Annotated in this window: 10 protein-coding genes; 1 reads left to right on the top strand and 9 read right to left on the bottom strand. The window is 70.1% G+C overall.

Translation table 11 applies throughout. The features are described from left to right. Positions 1-28: 28 nt before the first annotated feature. Complete coding sequence (locus CCL05_RS27875) at positions 29-2,893, top strand: AfsR/SARP family transcriptional regulator (protein ID WP_244204439.1); 2,865 nt, start codon at positions 29-31, stop codon at positions 2,891-2,893. Here the strand turns inward: CCL05_RS27875 and CCL05_RS44935 are convergent. The 9 genes from CCL05_RS44935 to CCL05_RS27840 form a co-directional block, all read right to left on the bottom strand. Next, positions 2,883-3,035: a hypothetical protein gene (locus CCL05_RS44935; RefSeq protein WP_158102502.1), complete on the bottom strand. Its 153-nt coding sequence runs from the start codon at positions 3,033-3,035 to the stop codon at positions 2,883-2,885. The two genes, CCL05_RS27875 and CCL05_RS44935, sit on opposite strands and share 11 nt — an antisense overlap. Before the next feature lie 117 nt (positions 3,036-3,152). Then, positions 3,153-4,013 (bottom strand): phosphotransferase, encoded by an 861-nt coding sequence (locus CCL05_RS27870; RefSeq protein WP_143589957.1) that lies wholly within the window; start codon positions 4,011-4,013, stop codon positions 3,153-3,155. Beyond that, complete coding sequence (locus CCL05_RS27865) at positions 4,006-4,815, bottom strand: ATP-grasp domain-containing protein (protein WP_086563283.1); 810 nt, start codon at positions 4,813-4,815, stop codon at positions 4,006-4,008. The genes CCL05_RS27870 and CCL05_RS27865 overlap by 8 nt, the downstream gene beginning before the upstream one ends. A gap of 131 nt (positions 4,816-4,946) precedes the next feature. Beyond that, positions 4,947-6,164, bottom strand: coding sequence for an MFS transporter (locus tag CCL05_RS27860; protein WP_158102501.1), 1,218 nt, complete (start codon positions 6,162-6,164; stop codon positions 4,947-4,949). After that, entirely contained in the window at positions 6,154-7,404 is a 1,251-nt protein-coding gene (locus CCL05_RS44930; protein ID WP_158102500.1) for a hypothetical protein, read from the bottom strand. Before CCL05_RS44930 ends, CCL05_RS27860 begins: the two co-directional genes overlap by 11 nt. Positions 7,405-7,493: 89 nt before the next feature. Next, positions 7,494-10,493 carry a non-ribosomal peptide synthetase gene (locus CCL05_RS27855; RefSeq protein ID WP_143589956.1) on the bottom strand — a complete coding sequence of 1,000 codons (3,000 nt, stop codon included), beginning with the start codon at positions 10,491-10,493 and terminating at the stop codon, positions 7,494-7,496. A gap of 9 nt (positions 10,494-10,502) precedes the next feature. Continuing rightward, positions 10,503-13,673 carry a non-ribosomal peptide synthetase gene (locus CCL05_RS27850; protein ID WP_086563278.1) on the bottom strand — a complete coding sequence of 1,057 codons (3,171 nt, stop codon included), beginning with the start codon at positions 13,671-13,673 and terminating at the stop codon, positions 10,503-10,505. Positions 13,674-13,711: 38 nt separating this feature from the next. Beyond that, complete coding sequence (locus CCL05_RS27845) at positions 13,712-15,481, bottom strand: TauD/TfdA family dioxygenase (RefSeq protein ID WP_086563277.1); 1,770 nt, start codon at positions 15,479-15,481, stop codon at positions 13,712-13,714. 780 nt (positions 15,482-16,261) lie between these two features. Next, complete coding sequence (locus CCL05_RS27840) at positions 16,262-17,089, bottom strand: hypothetical protein (protein WP_086563275.1); 828 nt, start codon at positions 17,087-17,089, stop codon at positions 16,262-16,264. Positions 17,090-17,738: the final 649 nt, after the last annotated feature.

Raw genomic sequence — 17,738 nt, 5'->3', positions numbered from 1 at the left:
ACAGGCGGCGTGGAACGACGAACCGCCCATGACCGCCACCCACCAGGTCCGCAAGGCAGTTGCCGATCTCCGCTCCCGCATTCCGAACGGCAGCGACTTCATCGTCACCGAGGGCCAGGGGTATCGAGCCGTACTGGACGGCGCCGGGTTGGACCTCGTGGAGTTCGGCGACCGCACGGGAGAGGCGGACCGGGCCGTCGCCGAGGGCAGGCCCTCCGATGCCATAGCCGCGCTGCAGGGCGCCCTCGCGTTGTGGCGCGGCCGCATGTCCGGTCTGGGCAGCGACGCGCTCGAAGCGGCCGCGGCACGGCTCGAGGAACGGCGGGTGACCGCGGCCGAGCAGGTCTTCGAACTGTGCCTGCGGGCGGGACACTCCGGGGGGCTGGTCGCCGACCTGCGGGACCTGGCCGCCCAGCACCCCTTTCGCGAGTCCCTGTACGCCCAGCTGATGCTGGCTCTGTACCGCAGTGGACGCAAGGCCGAGGCCCTCGACGAGTACCGCAAGATGCGGGAACTGCTCGTGGAGGAGCTCGGGATCGACCCCGGCCCGCAGCTGAGCGGCCTCTACGAGGCGATTCTCCGCGAGGCACCCGAACTGAGCCTCCCCGGGGAGGCGGTCACGGATGCGCCGGAACCGGCCGCCGCTGATGCGGACACACCCGAGCCCGCGTTCTCCCCGTGCACGCTGCCCTACGACCTGTCCGACTTCACCGGCCGTGAGGACGAACTGCAGTCACTGCTCGACTGCATGATCACCGGACAGGAGACGCGCGGGCACAGCCCGGTCGTGGCGATCGACGGGATGGGAGGCAGCGGCAAGACGTGTCTCGCCGTGCGGGCCGCTCATCGGGTGGCCGGCGAGTTCCCCGACGGCCAGCTCCACATCGACCTGCGGGCGTTCACCCCCGGCGAGTCGCCCATGGCGCCGGCCGCCGCGCTGGACAGCCTCCTGGGGGTGCTCGGGGTGCCCAGCGACCGCATTCCGGGCGACCTGGAGGGACGAAGGGCCCTGTGGCGCTCCCTGCTCGCCGACCGCCGCATGTTGCTCGTCCTGGACAACGCCGTGGACACGAGTCAGGTGTATCCGCTGCTTCCGGGTTCCCCGGGGTGTCTGGTGCTGATCACCGGCCGGACGCGGCTGATGGACCTCGACGGCGCCAAGTGGATCTCCATAGGTCCCATGGCCCCCGAAAACGGTATGCAGTTGATCGAGGAGGTCCTCGGGGCGTCCCGCACCGCCGCGGAGCCGGAGGCCGTGCAGCATCTCGTCCGGTTGTGCGGTGGGCTGCCGCTCGCCCTGCGCATCGCGGCCGCACGGCTGCGCAACCGGCCGCGCTGGACCGTGCGCTACCTCGTGGAGCGCCTGTGCGACGAGACGCGCCGTCTGCGGGAGCTGAGCGCGGGTGAGCGCAGTGTCGCCGCCACGCTCCAGCTTTCGTACCAGGCGATGGACGAGGAGCACCGCACCTCGCTCCGGCTGCTGGGTCTCTACGGCGACGCCGGCATCGATGTGTACACGGGCGCCGCCCTGCTGGCGACGGACATCTACGGCGCGGAGCAGATTCTGGAGCGGCTGCTGGACGTGCATCTGCTGCAGCAGTCTCACATAGCCGTGTACCGGTTCCACGACCTGGTGCGCGATTTCGCCCGGAGCCTGAGTTCACCGGCCACGGCGCACGACGACTCGACGGCCGTCGAGCGTCTCCTCGGCTACTACTGGAAGGCGACGGAGGCCGCCTGCGAGGTGCTCTTCCCCGGGCGCACCAGGAGCCAGGCGGTCATTGCGCCCTACACCGGAGAGGTTCCGGTGTTCACGACCGCGGCGGAGGCAACCGACTGGTTCAACCGGGAGCGTGCCAGCCTCATCGCCGCGGTGGAACTCGCCGACCGGCACGGCCTGGACGAGTACACGGTCTGGCTCACCAGGAACATCGTCTTCTGGCTCAACTCCGCGGGACGCTTCGAGGAGTTCAAGCGGCTCAGCCGGCTGGCGGTGGCGACGGCGCGGCGCAGCAGCGACCTCGCGGCGCTGGGGAGCAGCTTGTCCAGCCTGGGTGTCGCCTGCTGGCGCCTGGGCCACCTCGAGGAGGGGATCCGGTCGGCCGAGGAGGGACGCGATGTCGCCGTTCGACTGGGCGACCGGCGGACCGAATCGCACAGCGAGTCCATGATCGGGCTGCTGCTGACGGTGCAGGGCCGACACGCAGAGGCCTTGTCCCACCTGGAACGTGCCCTCGACCTGGAACGCGAGCTCGGTCTTCCGCGGGCGGAGGCCGAGAGCCTCAGCAATCTCAGCACGCTGCTCATGCAGTGGGGCAGGTACGAGGAAGCCGCAGCCGCCGCGCGGCAGGCGCTGGAGATCCATCGTTCGCTCGACTATCGCGACAACCATGTGATGGCCCTGACGGATCTCGCCTTCGCGCACGCGGGGCAGGGCAGGTACGAGGAGGCCGACGAACAGCTCGGGCTGGCCCGTGCGCGCTGTGACACCTCCAGCCCGCCAGGGGATGTGGCGCTGACCCTGGCGTTGTCCGCGGAGGTCCTCGAATGCCTCGGGCGGTCCGCCGAGGCGCCGTCCCTGGCCGAGGAGGCCCTGCAGTTCGCCGAGTTGAGCGACAGTCCGACCCGTCAGGCGAAGGTCGAGAACCTGGTCGGCCGGCTGTACCGGCGGCGCGGGGACTTCGAGCGGGCGATGGCCCTGCACACCCATGCGCACGAACTGGCCGTCGCCATGCGGTACCGCACCGAGGAGGCGCATGCGCTGTACGGCATGGCGGAGGCCGCGGCAGCCTTCGGCGATGCGAAGGCTGCCTCCCATCACGCCGCGGAGGCGGAGGAACTGCTCCGCTCCATGGACTCGACGGGGCACGCCGCCTGGTGCCTCATCGGGTGACGACCGCCGGACCCTGGTAGTCGGCGACGATCTGGTGGCCGGCCTGCCCCGTGCCGGCGGTGGGCGTCGCTACGGCCATGGCGCCGAGGGCCAGGATCGTCGCCATGACAAGTCCGACGGTCTTCGTGAGAGCGAAAAGCATGTGATCCCCCGTGGGTGTGTGGTGGTTTCTGCACCTCCAAGAGTGGTCGCACCCGTTCCCGGATCAGTCCCACCGCACTCCCTGCGCACTCCCCTCGATTCCCGGGCTCCCGGACGGTCATGAGGCGACCGGATACACGGCCGGAGCACCTGCTTCGGCCGCGAATTCGCCCAGCTTCGGGATGAGTTCGGGGTGGTCGCCGCGGGAGGCGTTCTGCAGCAGCTCGGCGGCGGCGGTCAGCCGGGCGATGCGTCCCGCAGGAGTGTCCAGCAGGTGTGCGAGCTCGGCGCGGACCCGGGCCGCAGTCTGCGGGACAAGCAGCGAGTAGGCGAGGAGCAGTGCGGCGTCGTAGCCCCGGGGTGCGGTTCCGTACGCCTCCCAGTCGAGGAGCACCGGTCCCCGGTGGGTCAGATTGCTCCAGTGCAGATCGCCGTGGGCGGCCGTGAACTCCATGTGCCGGGGCGCGGGAAGCCCCAGGAAGCGGGGGAAGGCACGGTCGAGCCACTGCCGGCGCACTGTCGGGCGATCGGTCCGTGCGGCCGAGACGAGGGTGAGGGAGTCCCTGAGCGAGGCCCACCAGCGATCCGGCAGATCCAGGGGCGTCCGCAGGACCGGGAAGGCGGAGCAGACCGGGCTGCTGAGGTAGGCAGCCAGCTCCGCGCGGTACAGCATCCCGTCCGCACTGCTCTCGTCGACGGCGTACAGGCGCGGCTGGGGTACACCGGGGAGCGCGGTCCACGCCACGGACGTGCCCTCCCAGAGGACGTCGGGGCGTCGTGCGACGGGCGCCGAGTCGAGCCGCAGCCAGCAGTCGCCGTGCTCACGGTGATGAGCGCGCCTGCCGAGAGTCCGGCCGTTCCAGCCCCATGACGCGGGGCCGGTGACGGTGACGTCGAGCCTGGTGGCGGCACGGTGGTGTGCCGCCACCATCCGCCGCTCGTCCGCAGGACTGTCCGGTGGGGCGTACACGTCAGCCACGTCCCGTGAGGAATCGGGGTCCCGCCCGCTTGGCCAGCACGGCCAGCACCTCCGCACCCGGGTCCTGGCCGGTGACTGCTGTTCTGAGGCGGGCGACCGGCCCGGGGACGGGGGACGCCTGGGCGCTCGCGATGCGCGGCCCTTGGGGTGTGAGGACCACATGGGTGCGTGCCCGCCCGCTCTCGAGGCCGGTGAGGTCGAGCAGCGCGCGTACGGTGGCCCGGGCCGCCGCCGCGGGCACCTCTGCCAGGTCGGCGGGATGCACGAGATGCCCTCCGGTGAGGCCGGCGCCGGTCATGCCGAGCACATGGTGCATGCCGGCATGGGTGAAGGTGTCCACGATGAGTCGCGGTCCCTCGAGGAACTCCTCGATGACACAGGGCAGCGAGGGCCGACCGGCCAACCACGCCTCCGCTGCGCCGATGTCCCGGATGATGTCGATGCCGTGTCCGGGGCCGGTCTTGATGACCGCCGGATGGGGCAGGCTCTCGAGCCAGACGCGCGCGGCGCTCATCGAACGCACCACCACGGCGTTGACCCTGGAGACACCGGCCTGGTTCAGTGTCCGCCGCATCATGGCCGGGTCCTGGAGTGCGTGCAGGGAGGCAGCCCGCCCCGGGGACACCAGCGTCAGTGCCTCCTCGACGGTGTGGTGGAGGGCCGGGCGGTCGCCGACGTAGAGGATGTGCCCGATGCCGTGCACGCGGGCTGTCTCGGCGATGCGCACCCGGAACGCATTGCGGTCCGTGCGCCCCGACGCCGTATGCCGTCCGTCAGGGCCCGCCGCCGGCCGTACGTCCATGTCGGGGCTCCAGAGCGACCATGCTTCAAAACCCAGTTCCCTTGCCGCTCTGAGCAATGATGGCTCCGGTTCGATCAACAGGATCCGCATGTCCATCCGGCCCACTGGCCCTCCCCTCCGTGACGTCGCTGTCAGGACTCCGGGACCCGGACCACCGCCGGCTCGGCCGGTGCCTGGCGTACCTGCCGCGTTCGTACGGTCTGCCACACGAGCGCGCAGGCGAGTCCGGCGGCGACCTCGATCAGCGCGCACCAGGCCAGCACCGACTGCGCTCCCACCGAATCGGCGATGTAGGCGGCGACCACCGCGAGAGCGGCTCCCCCGGCCCCGCCGGCGAACTGCATGACGGAGAAGACGAACGGCCGGTGCGCCGAGGCGACGTGCTCCTGGACCGCGCCCTCGACCAGCACGATGCTCACCGAGCCCATCGCTCCGAGCAGGGTGAACAGCGCACAGGCGAGGGGCACGGAGTCCGCCTGAGTGAAGGCGAAGAACACCAGACCGTCGAAGACGATCATCCAGGACAGGGACGCGTCGGTGAACACGCGCGGGAAGCGCTGGGTCAGGACGGCTCCCACGATTCCGCCCAGGCCGCCGAGGCCGAGCAGCAGTCCTGTGAAACTGCCGTCGAGCCCGTAGGCCTGTTCCGCGAAGGGGAACATCAGCGGCGACTCGACCTCGAGGATGATGACCACGAGACAGTAGGTGGTCACCATGGACATCACCTGCGGCATACGGAAAAGATGGCGCAGCGAGGCGGACGCGCTGACCGATCCCTCTTCATCCTCCACGTGCGAAGCCGTGGGAACGGCCTTCAACGCGATCAGCAGCGGGAAGAGGGCGACGCCGAGCGCCGCTCCGATCACCAGGCTCCAGGTCAGTCCCAGCATGGTCACCGCGACTCCGCCCAGTGGCGGTGCGACGATCACGAGGACGTTTCCGACCATGGTCCGCTGCGCGTTGTAGGACGTGCGCTCGTGTTCCTGCAGCACATCCGCGTCGAAGGTGCGCTTGGCACTGAGGACGGCCTGGTGGATCAGGCTGTTCAGGCCGGCGACCAGCAGGAGACTCACGGTGGTCATCGGCAGCAGCGCAGCTCCGGCGAAGAGCACGACACGGGCGCCGGTGAAGAAGATCAGGGTGCGCCGCGCCGTGAGCCACGCGGTGAGACGGCCGGCGGTCACCACCATGAGCAGGGCAGGCAACAAGGTGGCTGCGCCGATCAGTCCGACGTCGGCCACCCGTCCGGTCAGCTGGTAGATACCGGCCGTGAAGACGGTGTAGTACGCCAGTCCGGTGAGCCGGACGAAGGTGTCGGCAGCCAGCAGCTGCCTCAGTTCACGCCTCAACGCAAGGCACCTCGTAAGCCCAGCTGACGGCCGCGCCGGCCGACATGTTGATGACGGAGGACCCGGACCCGCTCCGCAGGAAGCATCCGGACCACCTCCCGCCGTAGCGGTAGAGGCCGAGGACGCACTGCCGGGACACCGGGTCCGCCGACTCGAGCGTCCGTACGTCGAAGGCGGCGGGCTCGACGACTTCCTGGGCGATCCAGCTCCCGCGGTTGTCGCCCGCGAGCCTCTCGCGCAGCTCGTCCGCAGTGACCGTGCGGCCGTCGACGACTCCGGCACCGCCGAAGTCGGCGGCCGACTTGAAGAACCAGCCGGACCTGCCGGCGATCAGCCCCTCGATGTTCGCGGCCGTGACGACATGCGTCCGCGGCACGAAGGCGTCGATCGCCGCGCACATCGACTCCGGCAGCAGTGCGCGGTACTCGGGGTCGTGGAGGAGCCCCATCCACACCTTGCTCCCGATCACCTCGCCGGAGAAGTCGCCGACCACGTGCCCGGCCGTGTCGAACACCCCGGCGACGAACTCCACGTCGCCCAGCGCGTCGTCGGCCATGAAGACCCGGTAGACCAGGGTCTGCGCGTCGATCAGTTCCGCGCCCGACTTCTCGGTCGCGACAAACACATCGATCCCGGCGGGAAGCTGGTGCGCCAGCGTCTCCCGCATCCACTCGAGGTCGAACTGGCCGTAACCCTCCCAGGTGCTCCAGTCCAGCAGGCAGACCTTGTTCAGGCCCTTCTCCCGTATGACCGGCGCCAGTTGGCGTGCCAGTTGCTCGTAGGGGGTCGGGGTGAGCGGCAGTCCCGCCGCCAGCTCCTCGTACCTGCGGAATTCACCCGTCTCCGGGCCGCCGACGCTCGAGTCCAGGTTCAGCTCGCAGATCCGGACCGAGCCGTCGGCGAGGGGGATGAGATCGACCCGCATGACGGGGCACTCGTACCCCTCGGGGTCGTCGAGCACCGGCATCCACGGGACGAGCTCCGGTGGGACCCCGAACATCTGCAGCACGGCCGCTCGGTCCAGGACGGACAGCAGGTGCCGGAGGATCAGCCCCTTGGCGCGGAGGATCTCGGGCACCGCCGAGCGCACCTCGTCGAGGCTGAATCCGGTCAGCGGCACAGCGGCGCCGAGCGGCAGGAGTTTCTCGCCGTTCCCGTCCTTGTAGCGTTCGCAGAAGTCACGGATCCTGTCCGCGACCCAGTCGCTTGCGGCCGCCGGGGTCATGACATCGTCGCGCACGTGGTCGTCCTCACTGAAGTCTGTGCCGCCGACCGGTCCGGCCCCTCGCGGGGGACGGGCCGGACCGGTCGGCGGGATGGGCGGAATGGTCAGTGCGTCGGCGCGGGCTGCGGCAGTTCGCCGTTCCGCACGGCCGAGTCGAGCAGGCGGCCGATCAGCTCACCGGTCACAGCCCGGCCGGGGCCCGGCCGGCCGAGCACGGCCTGGGTGTTGTCCTGGGCGAAGGGGTTGCGGTCACGACCGCGTCCCGCCGTCGACTCATCGTCCTCGTCGAGCACTCCGAGCAGCCCGAACGCCGCGTTCCCGGGTTGTTCGGCGAGCCTCGCGAGCCACTCCCCGGGCGGGAGCACTTCCGCGTCGAAGCCGTGGTCCCTGATCCAGCCGGCCACGAGGTCGAAGTCCACCATCGTTCCGTCGACGACGTGGAACACCCGGCCGAAGACCTCGTCCCCCAGAGCGATGGAGCACATGGCCGACACCGCGGTCTCGGCGGTGAGCCAGGGCTCCGCGACCGCGCGCCGCGGCACCGCGCCGAGTTGGGCGCCGCCGACGACCAGCATCCGTGCCAGGTCGTCCTCGGGCCAGCGTCCGCTGGCCGCAGCGCCGACCACACGGCCGATCCGTAGCACCGTCGCCGGGATGCCGGCCTTCTGCGCACCGGCCACCAGCTGTTCGGCGACCCACTTGGACTGGGCGAAGCCGTAGTCCAGGCCGTCGGGGCTCTCCACCGGCAGCTCCGGCCAGATCCGCTCGGCCGGGCCCGCCTTCCAGGGCATGACGGAGACGGTGGAGGTGAAGTGGAGTGCTTTGACCTTACCGAGGGCCGCGAAGCGGATCGCCTCCCGGGTTCCGGACACGTTGGCGGCACGCAGCGCGGTGTAGGGCTGTGCCAGATTCTCCGTGGCCCCGTGGTGGAAGACCACGTCGATCCGGTTCGCCAGCTCCTCCCAGCGCCGCTCGCCGAGGCCCAGGCGGGGCAGTCGGAGGTCACCGGCGATCACCGACACGTCCTGCGGGCGTGACAGCTCGATCCCGCACGTGTGCAGGGAAGCGGCCAGGCGCGCCCTGGCCCGGCGCTCGTCGGCCTCACCGATCAGACAGGTCACGGTCGCCGAGGTGCGCCGGAGCAGTTCGGCGAGGAGGTGCGCGCCGATGAAGTCGCCGGCTCCGGTCAGCAGAATGTGCTCCGGTTCGCGCATCCGGCGCAGGTCGGCGGCGGTGGTGACCACCGGGTGGACGCCCAGTTCGGCGTCGGCCTCCAGCACTTGGCGCAGGGTGTCGTCGGTCGCCCGCGACGCGCGTGTCCTCCCCCGCTCCTCGATCGCCGTGGCCAGTTGCCCGGGGGTCGGGTTCTCGAAGATCGCCGTCATGGGCAGCTGTCCGTCGAAGGCGTCCCGCAACCGGCCCACGACCTGGATCGCGAGGATCGAGTGGCCTCCCAGCTCGAAGAAGTTGTCCCGCACGCCGATCCGCTCGATGTTCAGCACGTCCTGCCAGACGGCCACCACCTGCCGCTGGACCTCCGTCGACGCCCCCACATACGCGGTGCGCAGCTCCGGCCGCGCACCACCGGGTTCCGGCAAGGCCCGGTAGTCGACCTTCCCGTTCGCGTTGAGCGGCAGGTCGGCGAGGACCACGTAGTGCGTCGGCACCAGGTGGGCGGGGAGCAGCTCCTTCATGTGGGCGCGCAGTGCAGCGGGGTCGGGCGCCTCTTCGGACTCCGCCGCGGTCACGTAGGCGACGAGCCGCTGGTCGGCCGCCGACGCACCCGCGGTCACGACGGCCAGGCCGACCGTCGGGTCCTTCATCAGCGCGGCCTCGATCTCCTCCGGCTCGACCCGGAAGCCCCGCATGCTCAACTGCCGGTCGGCGCGGCCCTGGAACTCGAGCGCGCCGTCGTCCCGGAACCGCCCCAGGTCACCGGTCCGGTACATGCGCGGTGAGCCGTCGGTGAACGGGTCCGGCAGGAAGTGCTCGGCGGTGAGGCGGGGCTGGTTGCGGTAGCCGCGGGCGATGCCCGCGCCGCCGATCCAGATCTCGCCCACGGAGCCCGGGGGCACCGGCTTGCGCTCCTCGTCGAGCAGGTAGACGAAGGTGTTCCGGACCGGGAAGCCGATCGGCACCGCTTCGTCCGCCTGGGCGGCGTCGACGTACCAGATCGTGGAGTCGTTGGTGGTCTCCGTCGGCCCGTAGTGGTTCTGCAGGGAGGTGTCCGGCAGCAGTTCGAAGAACCGCTTCACCATCTCCGGCCGCAGCACGTCCCCGCCGGAGACCACGACGCGCAGGGAGGCGCAGGACTGCGCCACGCCCGGGACTTCCAGGATCTGCGCCAGCAGCAGCGGCACGGAGTCGAGCTGGGTGACCTTGTGGGTGCTGATGAGCTCCACCAGGCGGAAGGGGTCCTTGCGTTCATCCGCTGCCGCGATGACCAGACGGGCTCCGCTGGTCAGCGGCGCGAACATCTCGATCACGGACGAGTCGAAGCTGAACGAGTACTTCAACAGACCCACGTCCTGGGCGCGGTAGCCGCTGTGCTCACGGATCACCTGCAGGGTGTTGGCGAGGTTTCCGTGCGTCACCTCGACGCCCTTGGGGTTGCCGGTGGTCCCCGAGGTGTAGATCACGTACGCCAGGTCGTCGGGTCCGGCCGTGCCGGGCAGCGGCGGGTGCGCCGCCTCGCCCGCCCCGGACCGGTCCGGCACCGCCACCACGGGAACCGACAGGCCGGCGGCAGCGTCGGCCAAGTCCGCCTGGACGAGTATCGACGTGATGCCGGAATCGGCCACGAGGAAGGCCAGCCGGTCGCGCGGGTAGCACGGGTCGAGCGGCACGTAGGCCGCCCCCGTCTTCAAAACGGCGATGGTCGCCGCGACCATGTCGGGGCCGGGGTGGGCCATGATGCCGACCACGGCACCCGCACCCGTGTCCTGCAGCCCGCGGGCGATGTGCGACGCCCAGGCGTTCAGTTCGCCGTAGCCGACGTGTTCCCCGCCGGACTCGAGGGCGACCGCGTTCGGCCGGTCCGCGGCGTGGTGCTCGAAGAGGGAGACGGCCGTGCTCTCGGAACCAACTTCAAGGCCAGTGTTCATGATCACGCCTTACGCGGAGGGGTCGGCGGCAGCGCGCCCGACCAGTTCGGACAGGGTCTTGTCGGGAGAGTCCACGACGCGCCGGCAGAGCTCGACGAATTCCTCCGCCATCGCCGCGATCGTCGGGCGGTCGAAGAGGTCGGTCGAATAGATCCACTCCATCAGCACCTCGTCGGCCGGGTCGGATCCGGGGACCGTCGCCAGTTGCTCCCCGCGCGGAATGACGATGACGTCGAGGTCGTGCTTCGCGCTGTAGTTCTGCAGGTAGTGGATCTGCGCGGGGGTGTCGCCCAGGGACATCTGCGGCACCCGGGCGTCGTGGTAGGAGAAGGCGACCTGGTACAGCGGGTTGTACGCCAGGTTCCGCTCCGGGTTGAGGTACTCGACCAGTTTCGAGAACGGGAAGTCCTGGTTGCGGTAGATGTCGAGGGCCGCCTCGGTGATGCGGGCGCGCAGCTCACCGAAGGTGGGGTCGCCCGACAGGTCCGCGCGCAGCAGACCGCCGTTGATCATCATGCCGATCAGCCGCTCGGTCGACTCGAACCGCCGGTTCGCCATCGAGATCGCGATGGTCATGTCGGTTCTGCCCGAGTACTGGTTCATCAGCATGGTGAAGATCGCCGTCATGACCATGTATCCGGTCGCGCCCGTGGACGCACCCAGCAGCCGGATGCTCCGGTAGAGATCGGCCGGGACCGGCATGACCACGACGTCACCGTGGTGGCTCTGCACCTGGGGCCGCGGGCGGTCCGTCGGCAGGGGCAGCAGTTCCTCGGCCCCGCGCAGCTTCTCCCGCCAGAACTCCCACTGCCGCTCGGCGTCGTCGCCGGCCAGCCACTGGCGCTGCCAGACCGCGTAGTCGGCGAACTGGACGGGCAGTTCCGGCAGCCGGGGCCGGCCGCCCGCATCGAAGGCCCGGTAGCACTCGCGCAGTTCCTGCATCAGGACGCCGAACGACCAGCCGTCGTGGATGAAGTGGTGCTCGACCAGCAGCAGCATGTGGTGGTCCGCGGAGAGCCGGAACAGCACCCAGCGGAACAGCGGCAGCCGTCCGACGTCGAAGGGACGGGCCACGATCGTCTGCATGCGGTCGAGCGCCAGGATCTCCCGGATCTCCTCCGGCTCGCCGCTCAGGTCCTCGACCTGGACGCTCACCGGGAAGGGCGGGTGGATGATCTGTTCCGGCATCCCGTCGGCACCTTCGACGAAGGTGGTCCGCAGCAGCTCGTGCCGGCGGACGATCTCGCCGAGCGACTCCTCCAGCACCGCGACCGACACCGGCCCGCGCAGGTCGAGGTAGGCCTGCGTGGCGTACGCGATGCTGTCCGGCACCAGTTTGCCCAGGAACCACACCTGCTCCTGCGGGAGCGACAGCGGGATCGGCCCGGTCCGGTCGGCCCGGGTCGGCCCCTGCACCTTGGTGGCGGCGTCGGCGTTGACCCGCAGCCATCCCACCAGACCGGCCACGGTCGGGTGCTCGAACACGACCGAGACCGGGATGTCCGTCTGGAACTCCGCCCGCACCCGCGTGATGATCTTCGTCACGAGCAGGGAGTGCGCGCCGAGCTCGAAGAAGTTGTCGTCGACGCCGATGTCGTCCAGGCCCAGGGTCTGCGCCACCGTGGCGGCGACCTTCTGCTCGTCCTGGTCGCCCGGCGCGACGTAGGGCACCGAGAGCTCGGGCCGGGTCGAGGGCGGGGCGGGAAGCACGCGGTGGTCCACCTTGCCGCTGATCCCGAGCGGCAGCTTGTCCAGGACGACGTAGACATTGGGCCGCAGGTGTTCCGGAAGGATCTCACCGACACGCGCCCGGAGGGCGGGAACCAGGAGGGATCCGTCGGCGGACGGGGTGACGTAGGCGACCAGGAGTACGTCGTTGCCGCTGCCCCGGGTGACGACCGCCGCGTTCTGCACGGCCGGGTCGGCGCAGAGTGCGTCCTCGATCTCGCCGGGCTCCACCCGGAACCCGCGGACGGCCAGCTGCCGGTCGGCACGGCCGTGGAACTCCAGCGCCCCGTCGGCGCGGAGGCGCCCGAGGTCCCCGGTGCGGTAGAGGCGCACGCCGTCCGGGTCGGTGACAAAGCGTTCCGCGGTCAGCTCCGGCCGCCCGTGGTAGCCGGCCGTGACGCCGGCGCCGCCGATGTGGATCTCGCCGATCTTCCCTGGCTCGACCGGTGCGAGCCGGTCGTCCAAGATGTGCACGGATGTTCCGGCGATCGGGAATCCGATCGGCACGGGCCCGGCCGCGGTGTCCGTCGTGCAGGGCCAGATGGTGGTGATGACGGTCGCTTCGGTGGGCCCGTACTGGTTCTGCAGTTCGCACCACGGCGCGAGGGTCAGGAACCGGTGGGCCAGACCGGGCGGCAGGACGTCGGCCCCGGAGATGGCCAGGCGCAGCGACGCGCAGTCGACGGCGAAGTCCGGGAGGTCGACGACCTGGGCCAGCATGGCCGGCACCATGTCCCAGATCGTCACGCCATGCCGCTTGACCGCGGCCACGAGCTTCGCCGCGTCCCGCCGTTCCTCGGCGGCCGCGACGACCAGCTTCGCTCCGAAGGCGAGCGGGGCGAAGATCTCCAGCACCGACGCGTCGAAGGTGAAGGAGTGCGTGAAGATGGTGACATCGCTTTCGGAGAGCTTGTAGCTCTCGCCCACGGCGTTCAGGAGATTGACGACGTTGGCCTCGGTGACCCGCACCCCCTTGGGGAGGCCTGTCGATCCGGACGTGTAGATGACATAGACGAGGTCGTCCGGACCTCGGCGTACCGTCTCGACGGCCGGAGCGGACCCTGCCTCGGCGGAGCTCGGGACACCGATGACGGGCAGCCCCCGGCCGGACAGGCGCGGCGCCCGATGCTCTTCGGCGAGCACCGCCGACATCCCCGAGTCCTCCACCAGGTAGTCGAGCCGCTGCTCCGGGTATTCGGGGTCGAGCGGCACATAGGCGGCGCCCGCCTTGAGTACGCCCAGGATCGCGGCGATCATGGCCGACCCGGGCGCGGCGTATACGCCGACCAACGCCCCGGGCTGCACTCCCCTGTCGATCAGCTCGAGCGCTTGGCGGCGGGCCAGGGCGTCGAGTTCGTGGTAGCTGAGCGTGCCCGTCGCGGACACGATGGCCGTGGCGTCCGGCGTGGCTGCCACGTGTGCTTCGAAGAAGTCGATGAACGACTCGATCACTGTTCGGCTCCTCGTTCGGTTTCGGATGGCACTGCCGATCAGACGGCGAAGGCTGTCTCGACCACGCGTCCACTGCCGCGCCGGTCGGCAGCCGAGGGCACCGGGTCACTCACCAGACACACCCTCTGCAGCCAGCGGTCGCGGCCGTCGAACCGCGCGGAGAACTCCGAACGGGCGTGGACCGCACGCCGGTTGTTGACGATCAGCAGATCACCCGGCTGCAGGCGGACCCAGCGCTGCACCTTGTTGACAGCGCTCCGGAGTGCTTCGAGCGCCTGCTGCGCGTGCGGTGTCTCGCCGACCATCAGATCGAGATCGAAGGTCATGTACGGGTCATAGGGATTGCCGTACAGGACGGGCAGCGTGGGGCCGTTGCCCTGCACTCCGTTGGCGCTGCCGAACGAGTAGTCCACCCCTGTCCGGAACTGCGGAAGGAACAGTTCGCAGCGGTCCGCCAGACTCAGGTGGGGCAGCGCCATCCGGACGCTCGCCAGTATGGTCTTGGCGATGCCGTCGTGGTCGCTCCGCAGGCAGTGCAGCATGAGGAAGTCCGGCATGTGCGGGTGGAATGCCGTCTCCGTGTGGAAGTCGAGGAGGATCGCGGAACTCTCCGAGGAGAGGTTGACCGCGTTGTGCGGTGTGGGCGCCACGTTCTGGAAGAGCAGGCCCTGTTTCTCCTGCATGTAGGCGAGCGGGAAACCCAGCGCGGACGCGAATCCGGCCAGCCAGAGTTCGCTCAGCCATGTCGGCTTGTCCACCCGCAGCCCCGGGTCCGCAGGGGTCTCGGGAAGCGCCGCGTCCACCGGCAGTCCCCGCACCAGCAGTCCCTCGTAGTCGTTCGACCGGTGCCGGAAGGTGGTCACCGCCTCCCTGATCGCCCGCGGTATCTCGTCGAAGCGCAGCTCCGCCTCGACCAGGAAGGCCGCCTGGTCCCGGTAGGGGTCGGGCAGGGCGCCCCCGGCGATCCGCTCCAGCAGGGAACGGTACGGCCGCGCGTCGACAACGTGCGGGCCTTCGACGTTCGCCAGATCCTCCTCGTCGGAGAACGAACGGACCTCGAAGAAGCGCTCGTGCGTCACCGTCTTCACCAACTCCGAGCCGCTCGGGGCGCACTGGCCGTTGAACAGCCAGGTGAGCGTGTTGAGCAAGAACCTGGCGTTGTCCGCACGCCCCAGGAAGGGCAGGGCGAACAGCTCGCCGCCGCCCACGACGACGATCCGTCCGGCGCCGGCGTCGCCCGCCGCGGCGAGAACGCGCCCGTCCCGTACCGCAAGGCCGGTCACGGCGGCGCCCGAGACGGCCAGGCCCCTGGCCCGGTGGAAGTACAACTCCTCGACGCCTTCGGTCACCGGATGACCCGGCAGCGCGTCGGCGGAGACGGAGTAGGTCAGGAGGTGGCCGGCCGGCGGCGCCTGGCGGACGGCGACGAAGTCGGCGTCCAGGGACAGCCCCGGCACCAGATCGGACAGCGGGAAGGGCGCGGTGCCGATCGCGGAAGCGCCGAGGACCAGCAGGTTCCGCCCAGCGGCGAGATGCTCCCGCAGCAACGCCACGTCTTTGGCCGTCAACGGCGGCTCGTCCGCTGTGGGCAGCGTAAGCACCAGGAGATCCGCGCCGTCCAGCGTTTCTTCCTCCCAGCCGGCGTCGATCGACCTGATCGCCACGTCGCCGAGGTGCTCGCCGAGCACCTCGGCAAGGTCGGCGAGGTGTCCCAGGTACTTCTCCTCCGGGGCCGCGGAGGCGTCCCCGCCCCCCGGCGCGATGTGCCACGCACTCGAGTGGAATCGATCCAGAACGATGTCTGGCATAGACAGCTCCCCCTTGACTATCGAACTCGCCCTCCACGAGGCAGGCAGTCGTCCCCTCCTGAGACGAGCTGTTCACCGTGTGACCGCCGGCCGCAAACACCGGAAACCGCGAGGCGCTACGACTCGGAGCCGCCCGCGCGACCGCCACGCTCCAGTGAGTGAACGGTCATGACCCCGCTTCGTTGGTGGAGGTGTGGCATGTGCCTCGAACATCGTCGGGGGACGACATCCCGTCCTGTTCCCGGGAGGTTCCCGCTCGGCAGATCCGTATCGCCCGCCACGGTTTGAGCCGCGACGACCTCGACGATCCCGAGTTCCGCGACACCTGCACCAAGGCGCTCTCACGGATCCTCGAAGCGAAGCGGGAACACCGCGAGCCGCACCGATGTGGTGGTGACGTCAGTCGAACGTCCGCCGCGGGCACCCCGCAGGCAGCTGTGGGAGGAGATCACCGAGCGCGGCTACCGCGGCGGTTATGGCGCCGTCCGCGACCACCTGCGCCCTCTGCGAACGACACAACGGCCGCCGGACGCCCGGCCGCCTTCGGTCAGGACAGTCTCCGGCCGGCTGCTCCCTGCGGCTGGAGGCCGCGCTCGCCATCTGCCCCGAACTGGAGGCCCTCGCCGGTCACGTCCGCTCCTTGGCCCGCATGGATGCCGCCCAGGGCTTCCGCAGAGCTACTGCCCTTGTTCACGCCTGCGCGGAACGCGGGGCAACTGCTGAGCAATCGCCCCGCTGCGCTGTTCAGGCGCAGCGGGGCCGCTGTTGTCGCCGGGTTGCTCAGATGACGTGGATGGTCGTGGACGGCGAGGTACGAACTCCCACAGAGAACTCCACGCTGGTGTCGCCCACAGGTGTGTCGTCGCCGGCGCTCACGCAGACCCACATGACCGACTGCGACCCGTCGTCGGGAGTGCCCAGATCGACATCGGAGAACGTCAGCGACTGACCGTCACCGGAGATGGTTCCCACGTACACGGTGATGTCTCCGTTGGCGTTCCAGACCGTCAGTTGGTGATCGGGGCTGTTTGCGGTACCGAACCGCAGTCCGGTACCCGCGGGAAGAGTCACTGTGACCGTCTGCAGGGGGATCTCGTGCGTGCCGTTGTTGCGCACCTCCACTCCCGGATACACCGGCGGTCCTCCCCGCTCCGCGGTCACCGGGGCGCCCCCCGGAGAGACGGTGAAGTTCGGTGAGACGACGATCGTGGTGGAAGGAGAAGTTTTGCCTCCCACGGTGAAGTCCAGGTTCGTGGCACCGAGGTCGGCGTCGTGATGGGCGCTCACCGCCACCCACATCACCGACGTGCCGGGCACCTGCAGATCCACGTCCGAGAAGACCAGCGACATGCCGTCCTGCGACAGCACTCCCACGTACTGGGCCGTCTGTCCGCCGGCGTCCTGCACGGTCAGCTGGTAGTCGGCCAGTGTCTGCGTGCCGAACAGCAGACCCCGGTCGGCGGGCAGGGCCACCGTCACCGACACCGGATCGAATGCCACATCGGCATCCACCCGCACCCCCGGATACCCGGCCGCCCCGCCCTGGACCAGCTGCACGTCCGGCGGACCGCCCGGTGTCACCGTGAACTCCGACCACTGCAGAACCACTTGACCACGGTTGCCCGCGTCACCCACAGGCGACTGGTACAAGGGGTCATCCTGACCGCCTGCGCGGGTGCCGCTGCCGGGTGCCGTACGCCCTTCGCTGACACCGGAGCCGCTCACAAAGCTGCTGCCACCACCACCGCCACTGAAGTAGGCGCTCTCCGCGTTGCCGAGGGCCATCCCTCCACCGCCACCTGCGTAGCCGGCGCCTCCACTGACGTGGCTGCCGTAGCCGGCGCCCCCGCCTCCCCCCATGCCCGGGATCGGCACCTGGCCTCCGGCAGTCCCGTTCGGGTCGGCGCCGCCGTTCTGCCCGGTGTTGCCGCCACGCCCCCCGTTCATGTCGTACCTGGAAGCCGCAGCACCGCCCGTCGACCCCGATGCTCCACGTGCCGGCGTACCTGGCGAGCCGCCCCGCGAGTAGCCCACTGCGTCGGAACCGCCGGCGCCGCCTCCCGCACCACCGCGCGCAGCGGCGGCATCGGAGGCACCCACCAGCGAGCACGCTCCACCGCCTCCAGCGATCAAAAGTGTCTGCCCGAGCCGCTGACTGAACAGGCCGCTCATTCCGCCCCCGCCACCGGGACCTCCCCCCAGGTCGACGACGATGCGCAACGTCTCCCCCGGTACCACGGCGACATTCCCGGTGGCG

Source organism: Streptomyces africanus (assembly GCF_002150735.1).
Classification (GTDB): Bacteria; Actinomycetota; Actinomycetes; order Streptomycetales; family Streptomycetaceae; genus Streptomyces; species Streptomyces africanus.
The sequence above is the reverse complement of the archived record's forward strand: the minus strand, read 5'-3'. Positions and strand labels throughout refer to the sequence as shown.